Source organism: Chromobacterium sp. FG22 (assembly GCF_057809415.1).
In genome coordinates this window covers 1-20,506 of sequence record NZ_JBMDJX010000032.1, presented here as the reverse complement: position 1 = coordinate 20,506, position 20,506 = coordinate 1, and the positions used below count along the sequence as shown (strand labels likewise).

The window sequence follows — 20,506 nt, the reverse complement described above, 5'->3', positions numbered from 1 at the left end:
GCTATCCCTTGGTGAGAGTGTGATTGAGCAGGGCGACGGCTTCCGCGGCGACGCCGGGCGCCAGCCGGTAACCGGAGCCGTTGCACGCTCCGACAAACAGAACGCGTCGATGACGGCCCAGGTATTGCGCCAGCGGCTCGCGGCTTGGGCTGTAGGCGTCGCAGAACACCCGGCCCGAGCTCAGCAGCGGCGCCAGCGCCGGCGCAACGCCCCGCAGCGCCTCGCGCGCCTCGGCGATCTCGCGGGCCTCCACCCCGGCCTGCCGGCACTGTTCCGGCGACACGTCCCATTGCTGGCAGGTGTAGCTGAACAGCCAGTGCCCGCGGTGCGGCAGCGGCGCCAGAAAAGCGTCCTCGGCGGGGAAGAACAGCGCGGCCCCCTCCTCCGCCGGCCGCTGAAGATGCAGGGCCACCACCTTCTTGACGCGAACCCCCAGCCCGGCGGTCAACCCGCTCCAGCAGCCCTCGTTGACCCACGGCCCGGGGGCCAGCACCACGGCGTCGGCGGCCAGCTCCCGGCCGCTGGACAGGGTCAGGCGGACGCCGTCGGCGCTCTCGTCCAGCGCCTCGACCCCAATCCCCTCCAACACCTCGGCGCGGCCGCGCAGACGCTGCGCGTGCCATAAGGCCAGCCCCTGCACATCCGTCACATGGCAATCCGGCATCCGCCACAGCTCGCGGCCGGCCGGCAGATCCGGCGCGACGCGCGCCTGTTCCTCCGCCGACAAGGGCAGCAGGCCGGCGCAGCGGGCGCGGACCTCATCGGCGTCGGCCGCGCCGGCCGCGACGAAAAAGTCGAAACCGTGCATGGGCAACTGCGGATGGCGGGCGCGCAAGGTCTGGTAGTAATCCGCGCTGGCCGCGCTCAGTTGGCGCACGCGCTCGGAGCGTCCCACCGGGAAATGGACGCCGGCGGAATACATCGACGCTCCCGCGCCGACCAGGCCGCGGTCCACCAGGGTGAGCCGGACCCGCGGCTCGCGCTCCAGCAGGCGCGCGGCTATCGTGCAGCCGAGGATGCCGCCGCCGACGACGACGATGCGGGGCGCCGTCATGCCCATTCCCTCTTGTTCTTGCGCTCGTCCGCGCGCGCCGAGGCCAGCGGCGCCCAGGACACGAAGGCGGCGTCGACATCGCCGGCGCGCGGCGCGTCCAGCATGCGGTTGATGACGATCTGACTGCGCCAGGCGGTCAGGCTGAGATTGGGATCGGCCAGGCCGCGCTGCTGGCGGATGGCGTTCAGGATGAACAGGCTGCGATTGCGCGGCAGCTTGCCCAGCGCCGCGTAATCGCGGTCGACGGCGATTTCCTCGCCCTCGCGCTCCAGGCGCTCCCGCAGGGGCTGCAGGAAGGGCGTGGGCGCCGGCTTGAAGCCGCTGGCCCAGATCACCACGTCCGCTTCCAGCGTTTCCGGCGCGTTGGCGCCCAGATGGCGGGCGGCGATGGACCAGCGCTCGCCGTTCCGGCCGATGGCGCGCACCTCGCGGAAGGGCAGCAGGCGGATGTCGATAGGCGAGCGTTCGATGAAGCGCAGCGAGTAGATCTGTTGGTAGAGGCTGCGCAAGGTGCATTCGGAAATGCCGTCGCTGCTGAGCAGATTGCGCTTGATGAAGGCGCTGCGGAAGATTTCGTCCTGCTCGTAAAAATAATTGGAATGGGTGGGCGTATACAGATCGTTGGTGAACGGGGAATCGTCGAGCGGGAAGTAATTCTCCCGCCGCGACAGCCAGCTCAGCGCCGCCGGCGCCTGGCCGCCGCCGCGGCGCAGCAAATCCAGCACCACCTCGGCGCCGGACTGGCCGCCGCCTATCACCAGCACGCGCTTGCCCGCCGCGACGCCGGCCTTGGCGGCGAACTCATTGACGTGGAAATGCGTGCTGTCGTCGAGACAGGAGCGCGCGAAGTCCGGCACCTCCGGCACAATGCCGACGCCGACGACCACATTGTCGCCCTGCACCCTCCGCTTCGTGGTCTGCACCACGAAGGCGCCGCCGTCGAAATCGACCTCCAGCACCCGCTCGCCAAAGCAGATATTGCCGTTGCTCTCCGCCGCCCATTTCAGGTAATCGCGAAACTCCAGCCGCGACACCTGATCGAAACGCGCATTGAGAAACTGCAGCAATCTGCCGTGCTGGTGCAGATAGGACACAAAGGAAAAGCGGTTGGTCGGGTCCGCCAGCGTGACCAGATCCTTGAACAGGGAGACTTGCAGCCCCGCGCCGGGAATCATCATGCCGTCGTGCCAGGTGAACGCCGCTTTCTGTTCAAAGAAGATGCTCTTGATGTCGTGCTGGCCATGCAAGAGCGAAGCCACGCTCAGATTGGACGGCCCGCTGCCGATGCCGATGCAGTGATATTTCATGGTGTATTGGCACTTGAAGTGTATGCAAGACAAAAGGAGCCGCGATGAACTGCGTATCGCAGCGGCGGAAAATCCAACCGGCACTCTCATTCGCAATCAACAACAACCGCAAAACCGCCAAAACATCGCCGGGGGCGAAACGCCGCCCGCTCCGGCATGAACCTCCGCTATTTCGTCCAGACCAGTACCAAAGGCCAGGCCGTATCCCGTTGTAGAAACGCCTCAGGCCTCGTTTCGTCTCCGCCCTCGCCAAACGCCAATCCGCTGCGCCGCCGCGGACGGCCGCGCCGCAAACCCGCGTCCTCCGTGGCTAGGAGGCCGAAATCCCCAAGCCGTATCGATCAATATATTCCAATGTCATTCAAGCTATCACATGACTTTTGTCATGTCAAACAACATTAAAAACCAAAAATAGATGATATTCGTCAAATAGATACCATTAATCAGGACAGTTTTCGGTGAAAGAAAGGCTGTCATCATCCCGACGACAAGAGCGGCGCATCCGGGCGGACGCCGCCGCTTCAAACGCAAAACAGGCCGGGAATCCCGGCCTGTTTCGCTAGAGCGCCTGACTCGAAATCAGGCGTGGGTATCGCTGGCTCAAACCCGCTGGAAGGGGTACACCGAACCCAGGCCCAGGATGCCGCTCAACTCGTCCAGCGCGGTGCGGCTTTCGATCAGCAGCTGCGGATCGGCCAGGTCTTCGCTGCTCAGGCGGTCGCGATAATGGCGATCCACCCAGCCGTTGAGCGTGGCGAACAGCGCGTCGCTCATCAGCACCTTGGGATTGAGCGCGGCGATTTCCGCCGCCGACAGCGCCACGCGCAGCCGCAGGCAGGCGGGGCCGCCGCCGTTCTGCATGCTTTGCTTGAGATCGAACACCTTGACCTCGTCGATGGGACCGCCGCTGGCGACCAGCTTGCCGAGGTAGGCCCAGACGCGCGGCTGATTGCGGCACTCTTCCGGCACCACGATGATCATCTTGCCGTCCGGCTTGGACAGCAGCTGGCTGTTGAACAGATAGCTCTTCACCGCCTCCTCGACGCTGACCTCCGCCGCCGGCACCTCCACCGACACGAAGCGGCCGCCGACCGCCGCCAGCTTGGCGCTCAGCTCGGCCAGCACCTTGTGCTGGTCGACAAAGGATTTCTCGTGGTGGAACAGCACCTGGCGGTTGCCCACCGAGATCACGTCGTTGTGGAACACGCCGGCGTCTATGGTGTCCGGGTCCTGCTGCGCGTAGACCACGCGCTCCGCGCTCAGGCCGTGCAAGCGCGCCACCGCCTGGCAGGCTTCCAGGGTCTGGCGCGCCGGGAACTTGGCCGGCTTGGGATAGCGGGCGTCGAAAGCCGCCGCGCCGAACACGAAGAACTCCACCCCCGCGCCGTCGTACTCGGCGCAGAAACGGGTGTGGTTGGCCGCGCCCTCGTCGCCAAAATGCATCTGCGCCGGCAGCGCCGGATGCACGGCGAAGCGGGACTCGTCGGCGAACATCGCCCGCAGCAGCCGGCCCGTGGTCGGATGCTCGATCGAACGGTGGAATTTATTGTTCAGATTGGCCGGGGTGAAATGCACGCGGCCGTCGGCGGTGTCGCCGGACGGGCTGACGGTGGCGGCGTTGGCGGTCCACATGCAGGAGGCCGAGCAGGCCGCCGCCAGGATGGCCGGCGCTTCCCTGGCGGCGCGCGCCACCACCTCGGCGTCGCTGCCGCCAAAGCCCAGCAGACGCAGGCTGGCCACGTCCGGACGCTCGTGCGGGGCCAGCACGCCCTGCTTGAAGCCCAGGTCGTGCAAGGCCTTCATCTTGGCCAGCCCCTGCTTGGCGGCCAGCTTGGGATTGGACGCGGCGCTGACATTGCTGGTGGACGCCACATTGCCGAAGGACAGGCCGCTGTAATTGTGGGTCGGGCCCACCAGGCCGTCGAAATTCACTTCATAGGCGTTCATTTGGAGAATGCTCCCTTGCCTCAATCCATCTGAATGGCGGGACGGCCATCTGGCCCCTTCTCGCCACCTAACTCTTTTGCGTTGACTACACGCCCCCTCTCCCCGAGGGGAGAAAACCGCACCGCCCGCGCTGACTGCACGAATGAACGGGCGTCGCACTCAGCCTTCAGTCCCTCTCCCCTTGCGGGAGAGGGGTTGGGGAGAGGGGGCGCTCTTAAAACACCATGCCGGGAGACAGCTGCGCCGGCACGGCCAGGCTGTCGCATTCCAGCGAGGCCACCGGATAGGCGCAGTAGTCGGCGGCGTAATAGGCGCTGGCGCGATGGTTGCCGGAGGCGCCGACGCCGCCGAAGGGCGCGGCGCTGGACGCGCCGGTCAAGGGCTTGTTCCAGTTCACCACGCCGGCGCGGCTTTCCAGCAGATAGCGTTCGTACAGCGCGCGCTCGTCGGACAGCACGCCGCCGGCCAGGCCGAAGCGGGTGTCGTTGGCGATGGCGATGGCCTGATCGAAATCGGCGTAGCGTATCACTTGCAGCAGCGGGCCGAAGTATTCCTCGTCCGGCCGCGCGGCGGCGGTGGTGTCGATGATGCCCGGGCTCAACAGCGCCGCGTCCGGCGTCAAGCGGCGCATTTCCAGCAGCGCCTTGCCGCCGGCGGCCAGCATCGCGGCCTGGGCTTGCAGCAACGCCTCGGCGGCGGCGCTGGAGATCACCGCGCCCATGAAGGGCGCCGGCTCGGCGTCGTATTTGCCGACGCGCAGCTTGGCCGCCACCTCCACCAGCCGCGCCAGCAGCGCGTCGCCCCAGGCGCCTTGCGGCAGCAGCAGCCGGCGCGCACAAGTGCAGCGCTGGCCGGCGGAGACGAAGGCGGACTGGACGATGTGGTGGACGGCGGCGTCGATATCCTGAACCCCTTCCACGATCAGCGGATTGTTGCCGCCCATTTCCAGCGCCAGGATCTTGTCCGGATGGCCGGCGAAGTTCTTGTGCAGCAGCGCGCCGGTGGCGGAGCTGCCGGTGAAGAACAGGCCGTCGATGCCGGCATGGCCGGCCAGGGCCGCGCCGGTGTCGCGCGCGCCTTGCAGCAGCGCGATCACGCCAGCCGGCAGGCCGGCTTCGGCCCACAAACGCACCGTTTCCTGCGCCGTCCACGGCGTCAGTTCGGACGGTTTGAAGATCACCGCGTTGCCGGCCAAGAGCGCCGGCACGATATGGCCGTTGGGCAGGTGGCCGGGGAAGTTGTAGGGGCCGAACACCGCCACCACGCCGTGCGGCTTGTGGCGCAGCACCGCCTGGGCGTCGCCCATGGCGGCGGCGCGTTCACCGGTGCGCTCGTGGTAGGACTTCAGCGAAATATCCACCTTGTTGACCATGGTGGTCACTTCGGTCTGCGCCTCCCACAGCGGCTTGCCGGTTTCCTGGGCGATGACGCGGGCCAGCGCGTCCTTATTGGCGCTCAGGAGTTCGCCGAAGCGCTTGGCCACCGCAACCCGCGCGTCCAGCGGCGTGCGCGCCCAGTGCTTGAACGCGGCGCGGCCGGCGGCCACGGCGGCGTCCACCTGGGCGGCGTCGGCCGCGCGGCCCTGCCATAGCGGGCTATTGTCGGCCGGATTGGTTTTGCTCAGCGCCGCGCCGGCGCCTTCCTGCCACTGACCGTTGATGAATAAGCTGCTCACTATGCATTCTCCTTGGGGTAGAGCGCGACGCAGCGCAGATGGCCGCCCTCTTCCACGTTCAGCGCCTGCGCCTGTTCCGGCGTCAGCAGGATTTCATGGGTGGGCGCCAGCGTCTCGGCCAGGACGACGCGGAAGCCGGCCAGCGAGTCGTTGGACACCAGGTAGAAGTTCTTGTCGCCTTCCGGCAGCGGGTCCGCCAGCCGCGCCGCGACCGTCGCGCTTTCCTTCACCGCGCGGATTTCGCTGGTATAGGTCTGCACCGTCGGGCCGGCGTCGAAGATGTCGACATAGCCCTCGTAGCGGAAGCCTTCGGATTCCAGCATCGCCACCGCCGGGCGGGTGTTTTCATGGGTCTGGCCGATCACCGCCTGCGCCTCCGGCGGCAGGAAGTCGATGTAGACCGGGTGCTTGGGCATCAGCTCGGCGACGAAGGCTTTCTGGCCGACGCCGGTCAGATAGTCGGCGTGGGCGAAGTCTATGGAGAAGAAATGACGGCCCAGTCCTTCCCAGAACGGCGAGCGGCCGGCCTCGTCGGACACGCCGCGCATCTCGGCCACCACCAGCTTGCCGAACAGTTGCGGGAACTGGGCCAGGAACAGGAAGCGGCTCTTGGACAGCAGGCCGCCGTTGCGGTTGGCGCGGTAGTCAGGGTGCAGGAACAGCGTGCACAGCTCGGAATAGCCGGTGTGGTCGTTGGACAGGAACAAGGTGTCGTGACGCGAGTAGACGCCCAACTCCTCCGAGGCGTGGACGATGGTGCCGACGCGGTAGTTGTACCACGGCTCCTTCAGGCCCACCGCGGCTTCCAGCGCGCAGATGCCGGCGATGGCGCCGGTGGCGCCGTCTTCCATCACGAAGACATAGCCTTGGTCGGCCTTGTCCAGTTCGCCGGCGAAAGACAGCACCGAGCGGGCGATGCGGCGCGACAGCCGCTCTTCGTTGACCGGCAGCGAGGTCAGGCCGACGCCGGCGCTGCGCGCCAGATTCATCAGGCCGTCCAGGTCCTTGTGGGCTACGGGGCGGATGAACATCATGCTGCGGACTCCTTCTGCTGCAAACCGGCCACTTGAACCTGGCCGCCGCTGGCGAGGCCCAGCGCGCGGGCGGCGTCGGGATTGATGAAGGCCACGCCGTCCACCACCGCCACGCGGCACACCGCGGCGGCGAACTCGCTGGACTCCAGATTGCTCAACAACTGCGGCTGCGCCTGCTCCGGCAGGCTGGCCAGCACTTCCACCGGGTAGCAGCGGCTGTTTTCCAGCGTTTTCAGCCGGTCCACCTCGGCGGTCAGCACCGCGCCGCCGTCGAAGATGTCGATATAGTTGTCGGCTTCGAAGCCCTCGTTGCACAGCAGCTGGCAGGAGCGCTCGAAGCTGGCGTGGATCTGGCCGATGGCGTGCTGCGCCTCGTCCGGCAGCAAGGGCACGTAGATCGGATAGCTGGGCATCAGCTCGGCGATGAAGGTCTTGCTGTGGCTGACGAAGGCCTGTTCCACCTGCAGGAAATCCATATTGAAGAAGCGGCGGCCGATGGCGTTCCAGAACGGCGACTGGCCGGCGTCGTCGTGAATGCCCTGCATCTCCGCGATCACGCGGCGGCCGAAGCGCTCGCGCTTGCTGGCGATGAACAGCAGCCGGGCGCGCGACAGCAGCTCGGCGGCCAAGGGCTCCAGATGGCCGTCCACGTAGAAGCCGCACAGCTGCACCATGCCGGTCAGGTCGTGACACATATTCAGCACGTGCACGCGGTTGTTGACCTTCAGCGCGCGCGAGGCGTGCACGAAGATTTCGCTGCGGTAGCTGTAGAAGGGCTCGTCGAAGCCGGCGGAAGCGTTGATGGACGCGGTGCCCAGCACCTGGCCGCCCTCCTCCAGCACAAACATATAGTATTCGCAGCCGGAGTCGCCGGTGGCCTCGTGCTCGAAGGCGGACACGGACTGCTGGATGCGCTCGAACAGCTTTTCCCGGTTATTGGGCAAGCTGGTGACGCCGATGCCGCTGGCCACCGCCATGCGTTCGATGGCGGGCAGATCGGAGGTGCGGACGGGACGCACGGTAAGCATGGGACATCTCCCCTATCGCTGAAATCCGGCCGGGCCGCGGCGGGACCGCGGCGCAGCATCACCCGCGCGCCTGCCAGGGGCGGGAGCGTGGGCGGATAACGGTATTGTGTCTTGGAGCAAGGGCGGCCGGCGGCCGCCCGGAATCAGTGCCGCGGGCGCTTATCGACCGGCGACCAGTTCGGCGATGGCCGCGTCGAAACGCGCCAGGCCTTCGTCGATGTCCTGATCCTCGATCACCAGCGACGGCGCCAGGCGCACCACGCTCAGACCGGCCACCAGCAACATCAGGCCCTGCTTTTCAGCGGCTTTCAGGAACTCCTTGGCGCGGCCGGCGTAAGCGTCGGTCAGCACGCAGCCCAGCAGCAGGCCCATGCCGCGCACGGTCTTGAACACCTGGTATTTGGCGTTGATCGCGTTCAGGCCGTCGACGAAGCGCTGGTGCTTGGCGCGCACGCCGTCCAGCACCGCCGGCTCCTTGACCAGTTCCAGCACCTTGTGCGCCACCGCGCAGGCCAGCGGGTTGCCGCCGTAGGTGGAGCCATGGGTGCCGATGCCGAAGCTCTTGGCCACTTTCTCGGTGGTCAGCATCGCGCCGATCGGGAAGCCGCCGCCGATGCCCTTGGCGGAGCTGAGGATGTCCGGGGTCACGCCATATTCCTGATAGGCGAACAGCGAACCGGTGCGGCCGACGCCGCTTTGCACTTCATCGAACACCAAGAGCGCATTGTGCTGGTCGCACAGCTGGCGCGCGGCTTCCAGGAAGGCCTTGTCGGCCGGCATCACGCCGCCCTCGCCCTGGATGGGTTCGATCACCACCGCACAGGTCTGGTCGGAGATGGCCGCTTTCAGCGATTCGATGTCGTTGTATTCGAAGTGGGCGATGCCGCCCGGCACCGGGCCGAAGCCTTCGGTGTACTTGGGCTGGCCGCCGACGCTGACGGTGAACAGGGTGCGGCCGTGGAAGGAGTTCTTGCAGGCCAGGATCTGGTTCTTTTCCGGGCCGAAGTGATCGGAACCGTATTTGCGCGCCAGCTTGAAGGCGGCTTCATTGGCTTCCGCGCCGGAGTTGCAGAAGAACACGCGCTCGGCGAAGGTGGACTCGGTCAGCAGCTTGCCCAGCTTCAAGGCCGGCTCGTTGGTGAACACATTGGACACGTGCCACAGCTTGGAAGCCTGCTCGGTCAAGGCCGCCACCAGCTGCGGGTGGCAATGGCCCAGCGAGTTGACGGCGATGCCGCCGGCGAAATCGATGAATTCGCGGCCGCTCTGGTCCCATACGCGGGAACCCAGGCCCTTGACCGGGATGAAACCGGCCGGACCGTAATTGGGGACCATGACCTGGTCGAAATCGGCGCGCGTTACAGTATTGCTCATCTTGATGGTTCCCTTCCTGCTCTATCGTCGTTTCTTATCCGTATCATGAAATCCCAAGCGGCTGGCCGGACCGGTCGTGATGCCGGCTTTATCGATGATTTCATGAAGTTTCAATGATTCTAAGGTAAGCCCGTCGCAAATCCATATCCGGTTTGCGACACCGGCGTATACATTCTTTGATACAGCGCAATAAATTTTGTCCGACAACATCCATTACAGAGGGCAACTGTGCTCAATCCGGCTGTAAACGCCGCCCTCCGGCGCGCTGCGGGATCATCAAGATAGATCAACTCTATTGTCTTATCAACGCCGGGAAACCGCTCATCCATGAAAAACGCCCGGGCCGGCGGCCCGAGCGTCCTTACCTTGCCCGCATCGGCGCTCAGTCGCCGCCGCGCGCCTCCTGCCGGCTAAAGCGCGCGCCGTCGCCGCTGACGCCGCGCCAATAAGGCGCTTTCGCGCCCAGGCCCGGCCGGTACGGCGTCCAGTTGCGCCCGTCCGGCGAGAACTGCAGCGCCTGGCCGGGGAACTCCGTCAGCACAGCCGCCGCCCCGCTCGCCAGGCCCGGCGGCGCGATGCGCAGGCCGATGCCGGCGCCTTCCAGTTTGGCCGCCTCGCGCCAACCCAGCACCGCAGCGAACTGCTGCCAATCCCGGTTCAAAGCCGCGCGGTCCACCAGATGGCTGACGCCCAGCTGATAACGCTCGCCCTGACGATAAGGCCGTTCCCAGCCCGCGCGGTGCCAGGCCCGCTCGGCCAGCGCCAGCAAGCGCGGATAGGCCATGTATTCGAACTGGGCGTCGCTGCGCATCACCTCGCTCCAGGCCTGGCCCTGTATGCCGGCGAAGCGCGCCGGCCCGGCCTCGCTGGGCACTTCGAAGGCCTTGCCCTGACGGTCCGTCATCACCTCGGCGTTCTGCGGCAGATTGTCCGGCGCGAAGCTGAACACCTTATAGCTGTCGGTGGCGCGCGAGGCCCAGTAATAGCCGCGTTCCTTGGGGTTCAACTCATAGGGGAAGTCGAAGTACAAATAATCCGGCATCGCCAGCACGGTCTCAAAACCCTTGTTGGCGAACTCGTGCGCTTCCTTGGCCGCGCCCCAGAACAAGGCGTCCCACTCGGTCACCATCACCTTGGCGGTGGCGAAGTCCTTGGGCGATTTCGCGCCTTTCAAACCGTCCTGCCAGGCGCCCATCGTGGCGATGCCGTGCCGCGCCAGGATGCGGCTGACGTCCTCGGCGAACTGCAAGGGCAGATCGGCGACGGTTTTCCCCGGCCGCTCCGCCAGCAACGCGCGGCAGGCCGGCGAGCGCGCCCAGGGCTTGTCCTGCTCCGCCAGCTTGATCTTGCCCTTGGCCGGGTCCTGGCCGGACAGGTCCTGGAAACCGCCGCCCAGCAAGATGTTCTTGGCCTCGTCGCCGCCAAAGTGCCAGACCGCCAGCGGCGCGCCGGCCTCGCGGTGCATGGCGGCCACTTCCGACACCACTTTGTCGACGAAGCGCGGCACGCCGGGCACGCAGGGATTGACATAGGTGTGACGGTCGTAGAACTGCACCGACAAGGTGTTGGAACGGTCTTGCGGATCGATCAGCCGGTAGGCGGAGGCGGCTTCCGGCTGCTCCAACTGGCTGAGGTGGCGATAACGCCGCTCCATCGCCATCACCGCCGCGCGCGCGTGCGCCGGCATGTCGATTTCCGGAATCACCTCGATGAAGCGCGCCTTGGCGTAACGCAGCAATTCCACATACTGCTCGCGGCTCAAATAGCCGCCGCCGGAACGGTTGTCCGGACCGGACCCCAGTTGCGGCAGCAGACAGCGGTCCTCGTTCAGATCGTGACAGCGGCGCGCGCCGACCTCGGTCAATTCCGGCAGGCCGTTGATCTGCAAGCGCCAGCCTTCATCGTCGGACAGATGCAGATGCAGCTTGTTGAGCTTGTAGGCGGCCATCTGCTCGATCAGACGCTTGAGCGTGGCCGGCTGACGGAAATTGCGCGCCACGTCCACCATGAAGCCGCGGTGCGCGTAGCGCGGCGCGTCCTCCACCGTCAGCGTCGGGATCTCGCCGCCGCCTTGCGGCATCAGGCCCAGCAGGGTCTGCGCGCCATAGAACAGGCCGGCGGCGTCATGCGCGTCTATGCGCGCGCCGCCGCGCCCCACCCGCAAGCGGTAACCGCCGGCGACGGCGATGTCGGCCGGCAAACCCTTGACCACCTCGCCGCTGACCGGCAGGCCCTGCCCGGCCAGGCCCAGCTGGCGGCTGCGTTGCGCCAGCGCCGCGCACGCGTCCGGAGTCAGCGCCGGCAACCGCCAGCTCAGCCCCGCGGCCGCCGTCTTGCCGCCGTCCGGCTTGACCCGCAGCGCGGCGGGAATCACCCGCGCCGCCACATCGGCGGCGGCCAGTTGCGGGCCGCGGCGCGCGAATTCGCGATAACGCTCGGCGGCGTCCATCAGGGGCCGCGCCTCGCCCGCCGGCGACTTCCATTCATCGCCCGGCAGCGGCAGCAGATAGCTGGCGTCGTCGTCGTCATTGCGCGCCAGCACCGCCGGCGCCTGGCCGTCGGTTACCAGATAGGGCCGCGGCAACACGTCGCTGTTGTGCAACATCCAATACTCGGCCACCAAGGGCAGTTCCAGCTTGGCGCCGGCGGCGATGCCGGCGAAGCCCGGCTTGGGCGTCAGCCGGTACAGATCGCCGGTCAGATGGCTCAGTTCGAAGTCAGGGCTGTCCAGCTTCAACAGCCGCCGGATGCTGTGCAGATACAAGGTCCAGTCCTTGGCCGGCACCGCGGATCGGCCATGGTTTTGCAGGATCAGCCGCCCTTTCAGGCAACTGCCCCAGTCCGCGCCCAGTTCCACGCAGCGCGCGCCGGCGGCCGCGCCCTTATTGCTGTCCACCGCCACCGCCAGCGACAGGTCCCGCGCCATCGCCGCGACATCCGGCTGCGCCCAAGCCAGCGCGCTGGCCGACAACAGGCCCGCCGCCAATAGTTGTTTCGTCCTCATGCTCACCTCTGCGATTTGCGTGGCGCGCCGCTCGGCGAAACGCTATCGCCGCGACTCCCAATCGTCATCCGCATGCCACCGTGGGCACAGGCTAACTGGTATTAATGTGGTATTCAATGCTCAAGATCAAAATCGCGCATCGCCCTGGCCGGCTGCTAGCATGATGATGGCGGAATGCAAAGATGTGTGAAGCCGGGGAACGCCCGCGCCGCGCCGCCGGTCTAGCCGCGGTTGCCGCAAGCATCGCCGCAAGCCTCATACCCCATGAAACAGGAACGCCTCATGCGCAAGACCCTCACCTTCGGCCTGCTGTTGCTCGCCGCCCTGCCCGCCCTGGCCCAGGACGCCGCGGCCCCGCAGACCGTGTTCAGCCTGCCGCTGACCGCCTTCAAGGCCGCGGACCGCGACGCCTCGCAAAAGCTGTACCGGGCGCCGGACGCGCAGCTGAGCGCTTACAAATCCATCGTGGTGGAACCGCTGTACTTCATGCGCCACCAGCCGGACGGCGATTGGCAACTATTGCAAAGCGGCGAGGAAAACCGGATCGCCGCCTATTTTCAGCGGCGGATGACCGAGGAATTGCACAAGGTAGGCATTCCGGTCAGCCGCGAGGCGCTGCCGGACAGCGCCCGCCTGCGCGTGGCCGTCACCGGCATGGCTCAGGAACGGCCGGGCGTGGAGCCGCTGGACATCCTGCCGATTAAGGCGGTGTTCAATCTGGGCCGGCTGGCCGCCGGCAAGGAACCCTATCTGACCAAGGTGGCCAGCATGGGACAACTGGAAGACGCCAATAACGGCAAGCTGCTGGCCGGCAGCGTCAATCTGCGCAAAAGCGACAAGAGCCGCCAGCGCGGCGAGGCGGTCAAGCTGGAAAGCCTGGAAAGCCTGATCGACGACTGGTGCCGCGACAGCGCCCGGCTATTGGCGCGCGGCATGGCCATCAAGCCGGCCCAGCCCTGAGAGCCGGCTTACGATCTACTGCGCGTCGTGGAGCCTTACACGGTGTATACGGCTTCAGAATGCTCATACACCACTTGCACACTCCGCTTACGCCTTGTCTCGCCTTAGCTCGCGAGATCGTAAACAGCCCCTGAGAACCAAGCCAAAACACGCCGAGGCGCAAAGCGCTCGGCGTGCGCGGCAATGACTAAGCCCACCCGGCGGGCACCGAGCCATAGCGTTGATGATAGCGCCCAAGCAACGCGAGCAAATCATCGAAACTCGCCTGCAAGGCGGTGGAGGAAATGGCGATCGGACTGCCATAGCATATGAAATTGAAATGGCTGAATAGCCGCGCCACCGGCCCCAGCCGGCTCAGGTACTTGCCCGGCGCTCTCACCTTGATGATCAAAAACTGCTGACCGCGCCCCGCCGAGACTTCCCAGCCCACGATATCCGTCCATGCGATCAAGCCGACGGCGATCTGGCTGGAATGGTCCGACAGCCCCTGCGCGTTGAACACCAGGGCCGGCTTGCGCTGCAGGCATTGACGCAGGCCTAGCAGGCAGCAAGCGCCGAAGAAGACCATCGCCGCGCCTCCGGCGCCATAACGCCGGACCAGGCTGATATCCGTGTCCGGCGCAGTCCACATCGCATAGCCGACGGCGACAAAAGCCAGGCCGGCGACGATCAGCAACAGCACCTTGCCGCCGCCGAACTCAATACGCGTCTCATCCATCGCGCTCATCTCGCAGTCGTAAAAAACCCCCTGCCATGGCAGGGGGTGATGCTAGCCGGCGGCCGCTCCGCATCGGAGCGGCGCTCAGGCTGGCTTACTGGGTTTTCAGACCGAAGGAATCGGCAGTCGCCTGCGCGGTCTTGGCTTCTTCTTCCAGCAGGGCCTTGATGGACAGGCGGATGCGGCCGCGGTCGTCCATTTCGATGGCCTTGACCTTCACGACCTGGCCTTCTTTCAGATAGTCGGCCACGTTCTTGATGCGCTCGTTGGCGATCTGGGAAATGTGGACCAGACCATCTTTGCCCGGCAGGATGGACACGATGGCGCCGACGTTGTTGTCGAGGATCTTGACCACGGTGCCTTCGTACACCTTGCCCACTTCCACTTCAACGGTGATCTCTTCGATGCGCTTCTTGGCGGCTTCCGCGCCTTCGTTGCTGACCGAAGCGATGGTGATGGTGCCGTCTTCCTCGATATTGATCTCGCAGCCGGTGTCCTTGGTGATGGAGCGGATGGTTTCGCCGCCCTTGCCGATCACTTCGCGGATCTTGTCCGGGTTGATCTTCATCACGTACAGACGCGGAGCGTGAGCGGACAGCTCTTGCGGGCCGTCCACGGCTTCCTTCATCAGACCCAGGATGTGCATGCGGCCTTCTTTGGCCTGATCCAGCGCCACCTGCATGATTTCCTTGGTGATGCCCTGGATCTTGATGTCCATCTGCAGCGCGGTCACGCCTGCGGCGGTACCGGCCACTTTGAAGTCCATGTCGCCCAGGTGATCTTCATCGCCCAGGATGTCGGTCAGCACCGCGAAGCGGTTGCCTTCCAGGATCAGACCCATGGCGATGCCGGCCACGTGCGCCTTCAGCGGCACGCCGGCGGACAGCAGCGACAGGCAGCCGCCGCACACGGAAGCCATCGACGAGGAGCCGTTGGATTCGGTGATTTCCGACACCACGCGCATCGAATAGCCAAATTCCGATTCCGGCGGCAGCACGGCAACCAGCGCGCGCTTGGCCAGGCGGCCGTGGCCGATTTCACGGCGCTTCGGCGGGCCCATGCGGCCGGCTTCGCCGGTGGAGTACGGCGGGAAGTTGTAATGCAGCATGAAGCGCTCGGTGTATTCGCCGGCCAGCGCGTCGATGATCTGCTCGTCCTGCTTGGTGCCCAGCGTGGTCACCACCATGGCTTGGGTTTCGCCGCGGGTGAACAGCGCGGAACCGTGGGTGCGCGGCAGCACGTTGTTGCGGATGCTGATCGGGCGCACGGTGCGGGTGTCGCGACCGTCGATGCGCGCATCGCCGGCCAGGATCTGGCCGCGAACGATTTCGGCTTCCAGGCCCTTGAAGATGCCCTTGATCTCATTGGCCTTCAGGGTGTCGGTGTTTTCGTCGATCAGACCGGCTTTGACCGCGCTCCAGGCTTCGTTGATCGCCACGGTGCGGGCTTGCTTCTGACGCAGGCGGAAGGCGTTGGCCAGTTGCTCGCCGGCGATGGCGCGCACTTGGGCGATCAGCGCCTCATCGGCTACCGGAGCGGCCCAGTCGAACATCACCGGGTTCACTTCGTCGGCCAGTTCGTTGATGGCCTTGATCGCGGCTTGCATCTGCTCGTGACCGAACACCACGGCGCCCAGCATCACGGCTTCCGGCAGTTCCTTGGCTTCGGATTCCACCATCAGCACCGCGCGCTCGGTGCCGGCGACCACCAGGTCCATTTCGGACGCGGCCAGCTCGGTGCGAGTCGGGTTCAGGATGTATTCGCCATTGGCGTAGCCCACGCGGGCGGCGCCGATCGGGCCGGCGAACGGCAGGCCGGAAATGGCCAGAGCGGCGGAAGCGCCGATCATCGCCGGAACGTCGGAATCCACTTCAGGATTCAGCGACATCACGGTGGCGACGATCTGCACGTCGTGGAAGAAGCCTTCCGGGAACAGCGGGCGGATCGGACGGTCGATCAGGCGGCTGGTCAGCACTTCCTTCTCGGACTGCTTGCCTTCGCGCTTGAAGAAGCCGCCCGGGATCTTGCCGGCGGCGTAGGTGCGCTCCAGGTAGTCCACGGTCAGCGGGAAGAAGTCCTGGCCCGGCTTGACGTTCTTGCCGCCCACCACGGAGACCAGCACGACGGTGTCTTCAACGGAGACGATGACGGAACCAGACGCCTGACGGGCGACTTCGCCGGTTTCCAGGGTGACGGTGTGACGGCCGTACTGGAAAGACTTGGTGATTTTATTGAACACAGGGTTTCCCTATTTCTTTGTGTGTGACAAATAATCGCAAGCCGAAAAAACAACGGGAACCCCTAAAAATTCCGACCAACAGCGCCGATCCGAATTTTTAGAGGCTCCCCCCGTTGTTACAGCAATAATGCTCGCGATCTTGCATGCGGCATGAAAAAGTCGCAGCACGCTGCGACTTTTCCAAAACCCAACCTTACTTGCGCAGGCCCAGGCGAGCGATCAATGCGCGATAGCTATCGGCATCGGTGCGCTTCAGGTAATCCAGCAGACGACGGCGACGGCTTACCAGCTTCAACAGGCCACGACGGCTGTGGTGGTCCTTGGTGTTGGCTTTGAAGTGCGGGGTCAGGTCGTTGATGCGAGCGGTCAACAGAGCCACTTGCACTTCGGACGAACCGGTGTCGCCTTCGCTGCGCTGGAAGTCTTTAACGATGTCTGCTTTTTGAGCGGCGGTCATTGCCATTTGGGGTAACTCCAAATTATCAGTAGGGGTCTTTCAACCCGACAAGTGCAGCGAGCAGCCAAGGCCGAAACCCTCGCAACCCATCAACACTCCGGTAAAGCGGCCTTGCGGCCGTCGGCGTTCAAGACGTCGCCGTCTTGCTCGCCAGGAGCCGGATCGGATGCAGGCGACCATCGTCGCGCGCCTCGCCCAGCCCCAAGAATTCCCGGCTTCCCTCGCGGTAAATCCGGAAACGCTGCATTTTCGCACATTTTTCGGTAAAACGCACGGGCTGTCCGTGCATGAATTTACCGGCCTCCTCGGCCGCCAGTTCCGCCTCGGGCAGATGGCGCACCAGGATGTCCGCCGGCAACAGCAAGGCCTCGCGCTGCGGCATTTCCAGCGCTTCGATATCCGCCAGTTGCAAGGCCTCGTCCAGCGAAAAACCGCCGGTGGCGGTGCGGCGCAGGCCGGTCAGATGCGCGCCGCAGCCCAGGGCTTCGCCGATGTCGCAGGCCAGAGTGCGGATATAGGTGCCCTTGCTGCACAGCACCTCGATCACCGCGGTGTCGCCGTCCAGGCTGATCAACTCCAGCTTGCGGATATGCACCCGCCGCGCCTCGCGTTCGATTTCGATGCCGGCGCGCGCATACTCGTACAAGGGCTTGCCCTGGTGCTTGAGCGCCGAATACATCGGCGGCACCTGGGAAATTTCGCCGCGGAAGGCCGCCATCGCCGCCAGCAGGCCGTCGCGGTCGAAAGCCGCCGGACGTTCGGACACCACCTCGCCCTCCACGTCGCCGGTGGTGGTCACCACGCCGAACTTCACCGTGGCGCGGTAGCCCTTGTCCGCGTCCAGCAGATAGGAGGAAAACTTGGTGGCCTCGCCCAGGCAGACCGGCAGCAGGCCGGTGGCCAGCGGGTCCAGCACGCCGGTATGGCCGGCCTTGGCGGCGTTCAACAGCCAGCGCGCCTTTTGCAGCGCGCCGTTGCTGGAGATGTCGTAAGGCTTGTCGATCAGCAGCACGCCGTCTATCAGGCGGCGATTGCTGCGCGGCTTGCTCATTCCTTGCCCTCGGCGCCGTCCTCGCCGGCCGCGGCTTCCTGGCCGCCGAACTTCTCGGCGTCCTCGCGCGCCACCTGATTGATCAGGCTGGTCATATGCATGCCGCGCTCCACCGATTCGTCGTAGACGAAGTGCAGCTGCGGCGTGGTGAAGATCTTGATGCTGCGGCCCAGCTCGGAGCGCAGATAGCCGGCCGAGCTTTCCAGCGCCTCCTGGGTGGCTTCGCGCGTCTTCTCGTCCATCACGGTGTAGAACACCTTGGCGTGCGAATAGTCGCGGGTCACTTGCACCAGGGTGATGGTGATCCAACCGGCGCGCGGATCTTTCAGGCCCTTGCGGGTCAGTTCCGCCAGTTCGCGCTGAATCTGCTCGGCGATGCGGTCGGAACGGGAGAAACCTTTTTTGGCTTTGGCCATAGCATTTCCAATAAATTGATTAATTAGCCACGGAAGCACACGGAACGGCACGGAAAGCGCGCATCGGCGGCGCGCCCCCTTGTCCACCGAATCAGGCCCCCTCATTCAGCGCCATTCATTCCGTGTACTTCCGTGGCTAATTCAAACAAGAAAAAAGGCGAGCGCCCGCCGACCTCACGGTCAGACCGGCGCCCGCCCTTGGCGTCTCGCTTACAGAGAGCGCGCCACTTCCACGATTTCGAACGCTTCCAGCTGGTCGCCTTCTTGGATGTCGTTGAAGTTTTTCAGCATCAGGCCGCATTCGTAGCCCTGCTTCACTTCCTTCACGTCGTCCTTGAAGCGCTTCAGGGAGTCCAGTTCGCCGGTGTGCACCACCACGTGATTGCGGATCAGACGGATCGAAGCGGTGCGCTTGATCATGCCGTCGGTCACCATGCAACCCGCGATATTGCCCACCTTGGACACCGGGATCACCTGACGGATTTCCACCGTGCCCAGGATCTGCTCTTTCTTCTCCGGAGCCAGCATGCCGGACAGCGCCGCTTTCACTTCGTCCACCGCATCATAGATGATGTTGTAGTAGCGGATGTCCACGCCTTCGCTCTCCGCCAGCTTGCGGGCGGCGGCGTCGGCACGGGTGTTGAAGCCGATCACGATGGCCTTGGAGGCGATCGCCAGGTTGACGTCGGATTCCGAGATGCCGCCCACGCCGGAGTGCAGGATGCCCACGCGCACTTCGTCGGTGGACAGCTTTTGCAAGCTGCCGGCCAGCGCTTCGTAGGAACCTTGCATGTCGGCCTTGATGATGATGGACAGGGTTTGCACCTCGCCCTCCGCCATCTGCGCGAACATATTCTCCAGCTTGGCCGCCTGCTGCTTGGCCAGACGCACGTCGCGGAACTTGCCGGCGCGGAACAGGGCGATTTCACGCGCCTTCTTCTCGTCGGTCAGCACCATCGCGTCTTCGCCGGCTTGCGGCACGTCGGACAGACCCAGGATCTCCACCGGAATCGCCGGACCGGCGGATTCGATGGCCTTGCCGTTTTCGTCCATCATGGCGCGGACGCGGCCGAAGGCGGTGCCGGCCAGTACCACGTCGCCCTTCTTCAGGGTGCCGGATTGAACCAGCAAGGTGGCCACCGGGCCGCGGCCCTTGTCGAGGCGAGCCTCGACGATGATGCCCTTGGCCGGCGCTTCCACCGGAGCCTTCAGCTCCAGCACTTCGGCTTGCAGCAGGATGGCTTCCAGCAGCGCGTCGATGTTCTGGCCCATTTTGGCCGACACTTCGACGAACTGAGTGTCGCCGCCCCAGTCTTCCGGCACCACTTCATGCGATACCAGTTCCTGACGGATGCGCTCGACGTTGGCGCCCTGCTTGTCGATCTTGTTCACCGCCACCACCATCGGCACCTTGGCCGCTTTGGCGTGGTGGATGGCTTCGATGGTTTGCGGCATCACGCCGTCGTCGGCCGCCACCACCAGCACCACGATGTCGGTGGCCTTGGCGCCGCGGGCACGCATCGCGGTAAACGCTTCGTGACCCGGGGTGTCCAGGAAGGTGATCATGCCGCGCGGGGTTTCCACGTGGTAAGCGCCGATGTGCTGAGTAATGCCGCCGGCTTCGCCCGCGGCGACCTTGGCGCGGCGGATGTAGTCCAGCAGCGAGGTCTTGCCGTGGTCGACGTGACCCATCACGGTCACCACCGGGGAGCGCGGCAGTTCCACGACTTCCACCGCGGACTCGGCGCCGCCCAGTTCCAGGTAGGCTTCCGGATCGTCGGCCTGAGCCGCCTTCGGCACGTGACCCATTTCTTCCACCACGATCATCGCGGTTTCCTGGTCCAGCACCTGGTTGATGGTCACCATCATGCCCATCTTCATCAGCGCCTTGATCACCTCGACGGCCTTGACGGCCATCTTGTGCGCCAGATCGGCGACGGAAATGGTTTCCGGCACCAGCACTTCATGCACGATGGGTTCGGTCGGCGCCTGGAAGGCGTGCTGATTGTTCTGCTTGTGACGGTTCTTGCCGCCGCGGGATTTCCAGTCGTTGCCGGCATCGCCGCCCTTGGTCCTCAGACCGCGGCCGCCCTTCTTGCCTTCGTCCCAGCGATCGCCGCCCTTCTTGCCGCCGCCGCCTTTCTTGGCGTCGGGACGGCCGGCCACGGTGGCCGGCACCGCCGGGGCGCCGGGCGCGCCGGCAGCAGCCGGGCGCGGACCGCGGTTATCGCCAGCCGGACGC

The 20,506-nt window shown here is 65.4% G+C and carries 15 protein-coding genes; 1 reads left to right on the top strand and 14 read right to left on the bottom strand.

The window, feature by feature from the left end:
* Nucleotide 1 precedes the first annotated feature (1 nt).
* The 8 genes from ACODSD_RS21860 to ACODSD_RS21825 all read right to left on the bottom strand — a co-directional run bounded on the left by ACODSD_RS21860 (nucleotide 2) and on the right by ACODSD_RS21825 (nucleotide 12,423).
* Nucleotides 2–1,054 (bottom strand): NAD(P)/FAD-dependent oxidoreductase, encoded by a 1,053-nt coding sequence (locus ACODSD_RS21860; RefSeq protein ID WP_488878321.1) that lies wholly within the window; start codon nucleotides 1,052–1,054, stop codon nucleotides 2–4.
* Nucleotides 1,051–2,361 carry a lysine N(6)-hydroxylase/L-ornithine N(5)-oxygenase family protein gene (locus ACODSD_RS21855; RefSeq protein WP_488878320.1) on the bottom strand — a complete coding sequence of 437 codons (1,311 nt, stop codon included), beginning with the start codon at nucleotides 2,359–2,361 and terminating at the stop codon, nucleotides 1,051–1,053. Before ACODSD_RS21855 ends, ACODSD_RS21860 begins: the two co-directional genes overlap by 4 nt.
* Nucleotides 2,362–2,961: 600 nt before the next feature.
* Nucleotides 2,962–4,308 carry an N-succinylarginine dihydrolase gene (astB, locus tag ACODSD_RS21850; protein WP_488878319.1) on the bottom strand — a complete coding sequence of 449 codons (1,347 nt, stop codon included), beginning with the start codon at nucleotides 4,306–4,308 and terminating at the stop codon, nucleotides 2,962–2,964.
* 214 nt (nucleotides 4,309–4,522) lie between these two features.
* Nucleotides 4,523–5,983 carry a succinylglutamate-semialdehyde dehydrogenase gene (astD, locus tag ACODSD_RS21845; RefSeq protein WP_253315267.1) on the bottom strand — a complete coding sequence of 487 codons (1,461 nt, stop codon included), beginning with the start codon at nucleotides 5,981–5,983 and terminating at the stop codon, nucleotides 4,523–4,525.
* On the bottom strand, nucleotides 5,983–7,017 hold the full coding sequence (astA, locus tag ACODSD_RS21840; RefSeq protein WP_488878318.1) for an arginine N-succinyltransferase: 1,035 nt from the start codon (nucleotides 7,015–7,017) through the stop codon (nucleotides 5,983–5,985). The genes astD and astA overlap by 1 nt, the downstream gene beginning before the upstream one ends.
* Nucleotides 7,014–8,045: an arginine/ornithine succinyltransferase subunit alpha gene (gene aruF / locus ACODSD_RS21835; protein WP_253315265.1), complete on the bottom strand. Its 1,032-nt coding sequence runs from the start codon at nucleotides 8,043–8,045 to the stop codon at nucleotides 7,014–7,016. The genes astA and aruF overlap by 4 nt, the downstream gene beginning before the upstream one ends.
* 159 nt (nucleotides 8,046–8,204) lie before the next feature.
* A complete protein-coding gene (locus tag ACODSD_RS21830; RefSeq protein ID WP_227107499.1) occupies nucleotides 8,205–9,419 on the bottom strand; it encodes an aspartate aminotransferase family protein in 1,215 nt (404 codons plus the stop codon).
* A 382-nt stretch (nucleotides 9,420–9,801) separates the two neighbouring features.
* A complete protein-coding gene (locus tag ACODSD_RS21825; protein WP_488878317.1) occupies nucleotides 9,802–12,423 on the bottom strand; it encodes a family 20 glycosylhydrolase in 2,622 nt (873 codons plus the stop codon).
* Between the two features lie 282 nt (nucleotides 12,424–12,705).
* Here ACODSD_RS21825 and ACODSD_RS21820 point away from each other — a divergent pair, with 282 nt between their 5' ends.
* Complete coding sequence (locus tag ACODSD_RS21820) at nucleotides 12,706–13,383, top strand: DUF3313 domain-containing protein (RefSeq protein ID WP_488878316.1); 678 nt, start codon at nucleotides 12,706–12,708, stop codon at nucleotides 13,381–13,383.
* 187 nt (nucleotides 13,384–13,570) lie between these two features.
* On the opposite strand, the gene ACODSD_RS21815 is transcribed toward ACODSD_RS21820, so the two are convergent.
* From ACODSD_RS21815 to infB, 6 genes are all read right to left on the bottom strand, one after another.
* Complete coding sequence (locus tag ACODSD_RS21815; protein WP_488878315.1) at nucleotides 13,571–14,110, bottom strand: STM3941 family protein; 540 nt, start codon at nucleotides 14,108–14,110, stop codon at nucleotides 13,571–13,573.
* 85 nt (nucleotides 14,111–14,195) lie between these two features.
* Nucleotides 14,196–16,340, bottom strand: a complete 2,145-nt coding sequence (gene pnp, locus ACODSD_RS21810; protein WP_107800117.1) for a polyribonucleotide nucleotidyltransferase — start codon at nucleotides 16,338–16,340, stop codon at nucleotides 14,196–14,198.
* A 193-nt stretch (nucleotides 16,341–16,533) separates the two neighbouring features.
* Complete coding sequence (gene rpsO / locus ACODSD_RS21805; protein WP_019104449.1) at nucleotides 16,534–16,803, bottom strand: 30S ribosomal protein S15; 270 nt, start codon at nucleotides 16,801–16,803, stop codon at nucleotides 16,534–16,536.
* Nucleotides 16,804–16,924: 121 nt separating this feature from the next.
* Nucleotides 16,925–17,848 (bottom strand): tRNA pseudouridine(55) synthase TruB, encoded by a 924-nt coding sequence (truB, locus tag ACODSD_RS21800; RefSeq protein WP_235089520.1) that lies wholly within the window; start codon nucleotides 17,846–17,848, stop codon nucleotides 16,925–16,927.
* Nucleotides 17,845–18,264, bottom strand: coding sequence for a 30S ribosome-binding factor RbfA (rbfA, locus tag ACODSD_RS21795; protein WP_107800119.1), 420 nt, complete (start codon nucleotides 18,262–18,264; stop codon nucleotides 17,845–17,847). Before rbfA ends, truB begins: the two co-directional genes overlap by 4 nt.
* A 210-nt stretch (nucleotides 18,265–18,474) precedes the next feature.
* Nucleotides 18,475–20,506, bottom strand: a 2,032-nt coding sequence (gene infB, locus ACODSD_RS21790) for a translation initiation factor IF-2 (RefSeq protein WP_488878314.1), incomplete at its 5' end; no start/stop codon positions are given.

What these genes read in the sequence shown, in the direction of transcription:
- astA (WP_488878318.1), bottom strand. Translation starts at nt 7,017, where the DNA reads ATGATGTTCATCCGCCCCGTAGCCCACAAGGACCTGGACGGCCTGATG.
- ACODSD_RS21820 (WP_488878316.1), top strand. Translation starts at nt 12,706, where the DNA reads ATGCGCAAGACCCTCACCTTCGGCCTGCTGTTGCTCGCCGCCCTGCCC.
- ACODSD_RS21860 (WP_488878321.1), bottom strand. Translation starts at nt 1,054, where the DNA reads ATGACGGCGCCCCGCATCGTCGTCGTCGGCGGCGGCATCCTCGGCTGC.
- ACODSD_RS21830 (WP_227107499.1), bottom strand. Translation starts at nt 9,419, where the DNA reads ATGAGCAATACTGTAACGCGCGCCGATTTCGACCAGGTCATGGTCCCC.
- rpsO (WP_019104449.1), bottom strand. Translation starts at nt 16,803, where the DNA reads ATGGCAATGACCGCCGCTCAAAAAGCAGACATCGTTAAAGACTTCCAG.
- ACODSD_RS21855 (WP_488878320.1), bottom strand. Translation starts at nt 2,361, where the DNA reads ATGAAATATCACTGCATCGGCATCGGCAGCGGGCCGTCCAATCTGAGC.
- truB (WP_235089520.1), bottom strand. Translation starts at nt 17,848, where the DNA reads ATGAGCAAGCCGCGCAGCAATCGCCGCCTGATAGACGGCGTGCTGCTG.
- aruF (WP_253315265.1), bottom strand. Translation starts at nt 8,045, where the DNA reads ATGCTTACCGTGCGTCCCGTCCGCACCTCCGATCTGCCCGCCATCGAA.
- rbfA (WP_107800119.1), bottom strand. Translation starts at nt 18,264, where the DNA reads ATGGCCAAAGCCAAAAAAGGTTTCTCCCGTTCCGACCGCATCGCCGAG.
- astB (WP_488878319.1), bottom strand. Translation starts at nt 4,308, where the DNA reads ATGAACGCCTATGAAGTGAATTTCGACGGCCTGGTGGGCCCGACCCAC.
- ACODSD_RS21825 (WP_488878317.1), bottom strand. Translation starts at nt 12,423, where the DNA reads ATGAGGACGAAACAACTATTGGCGGCGGGCCTGTTGTCGGCCAGCGCG.
- ACODSD_RS21815 (WP_488878315.1), bottom strand. Translation starts at nt 14,110, where the DNA reads ATGAGCGCGATGGATGAGACGCGTATTGAGTTCGGCGGCGGCAAGGTG.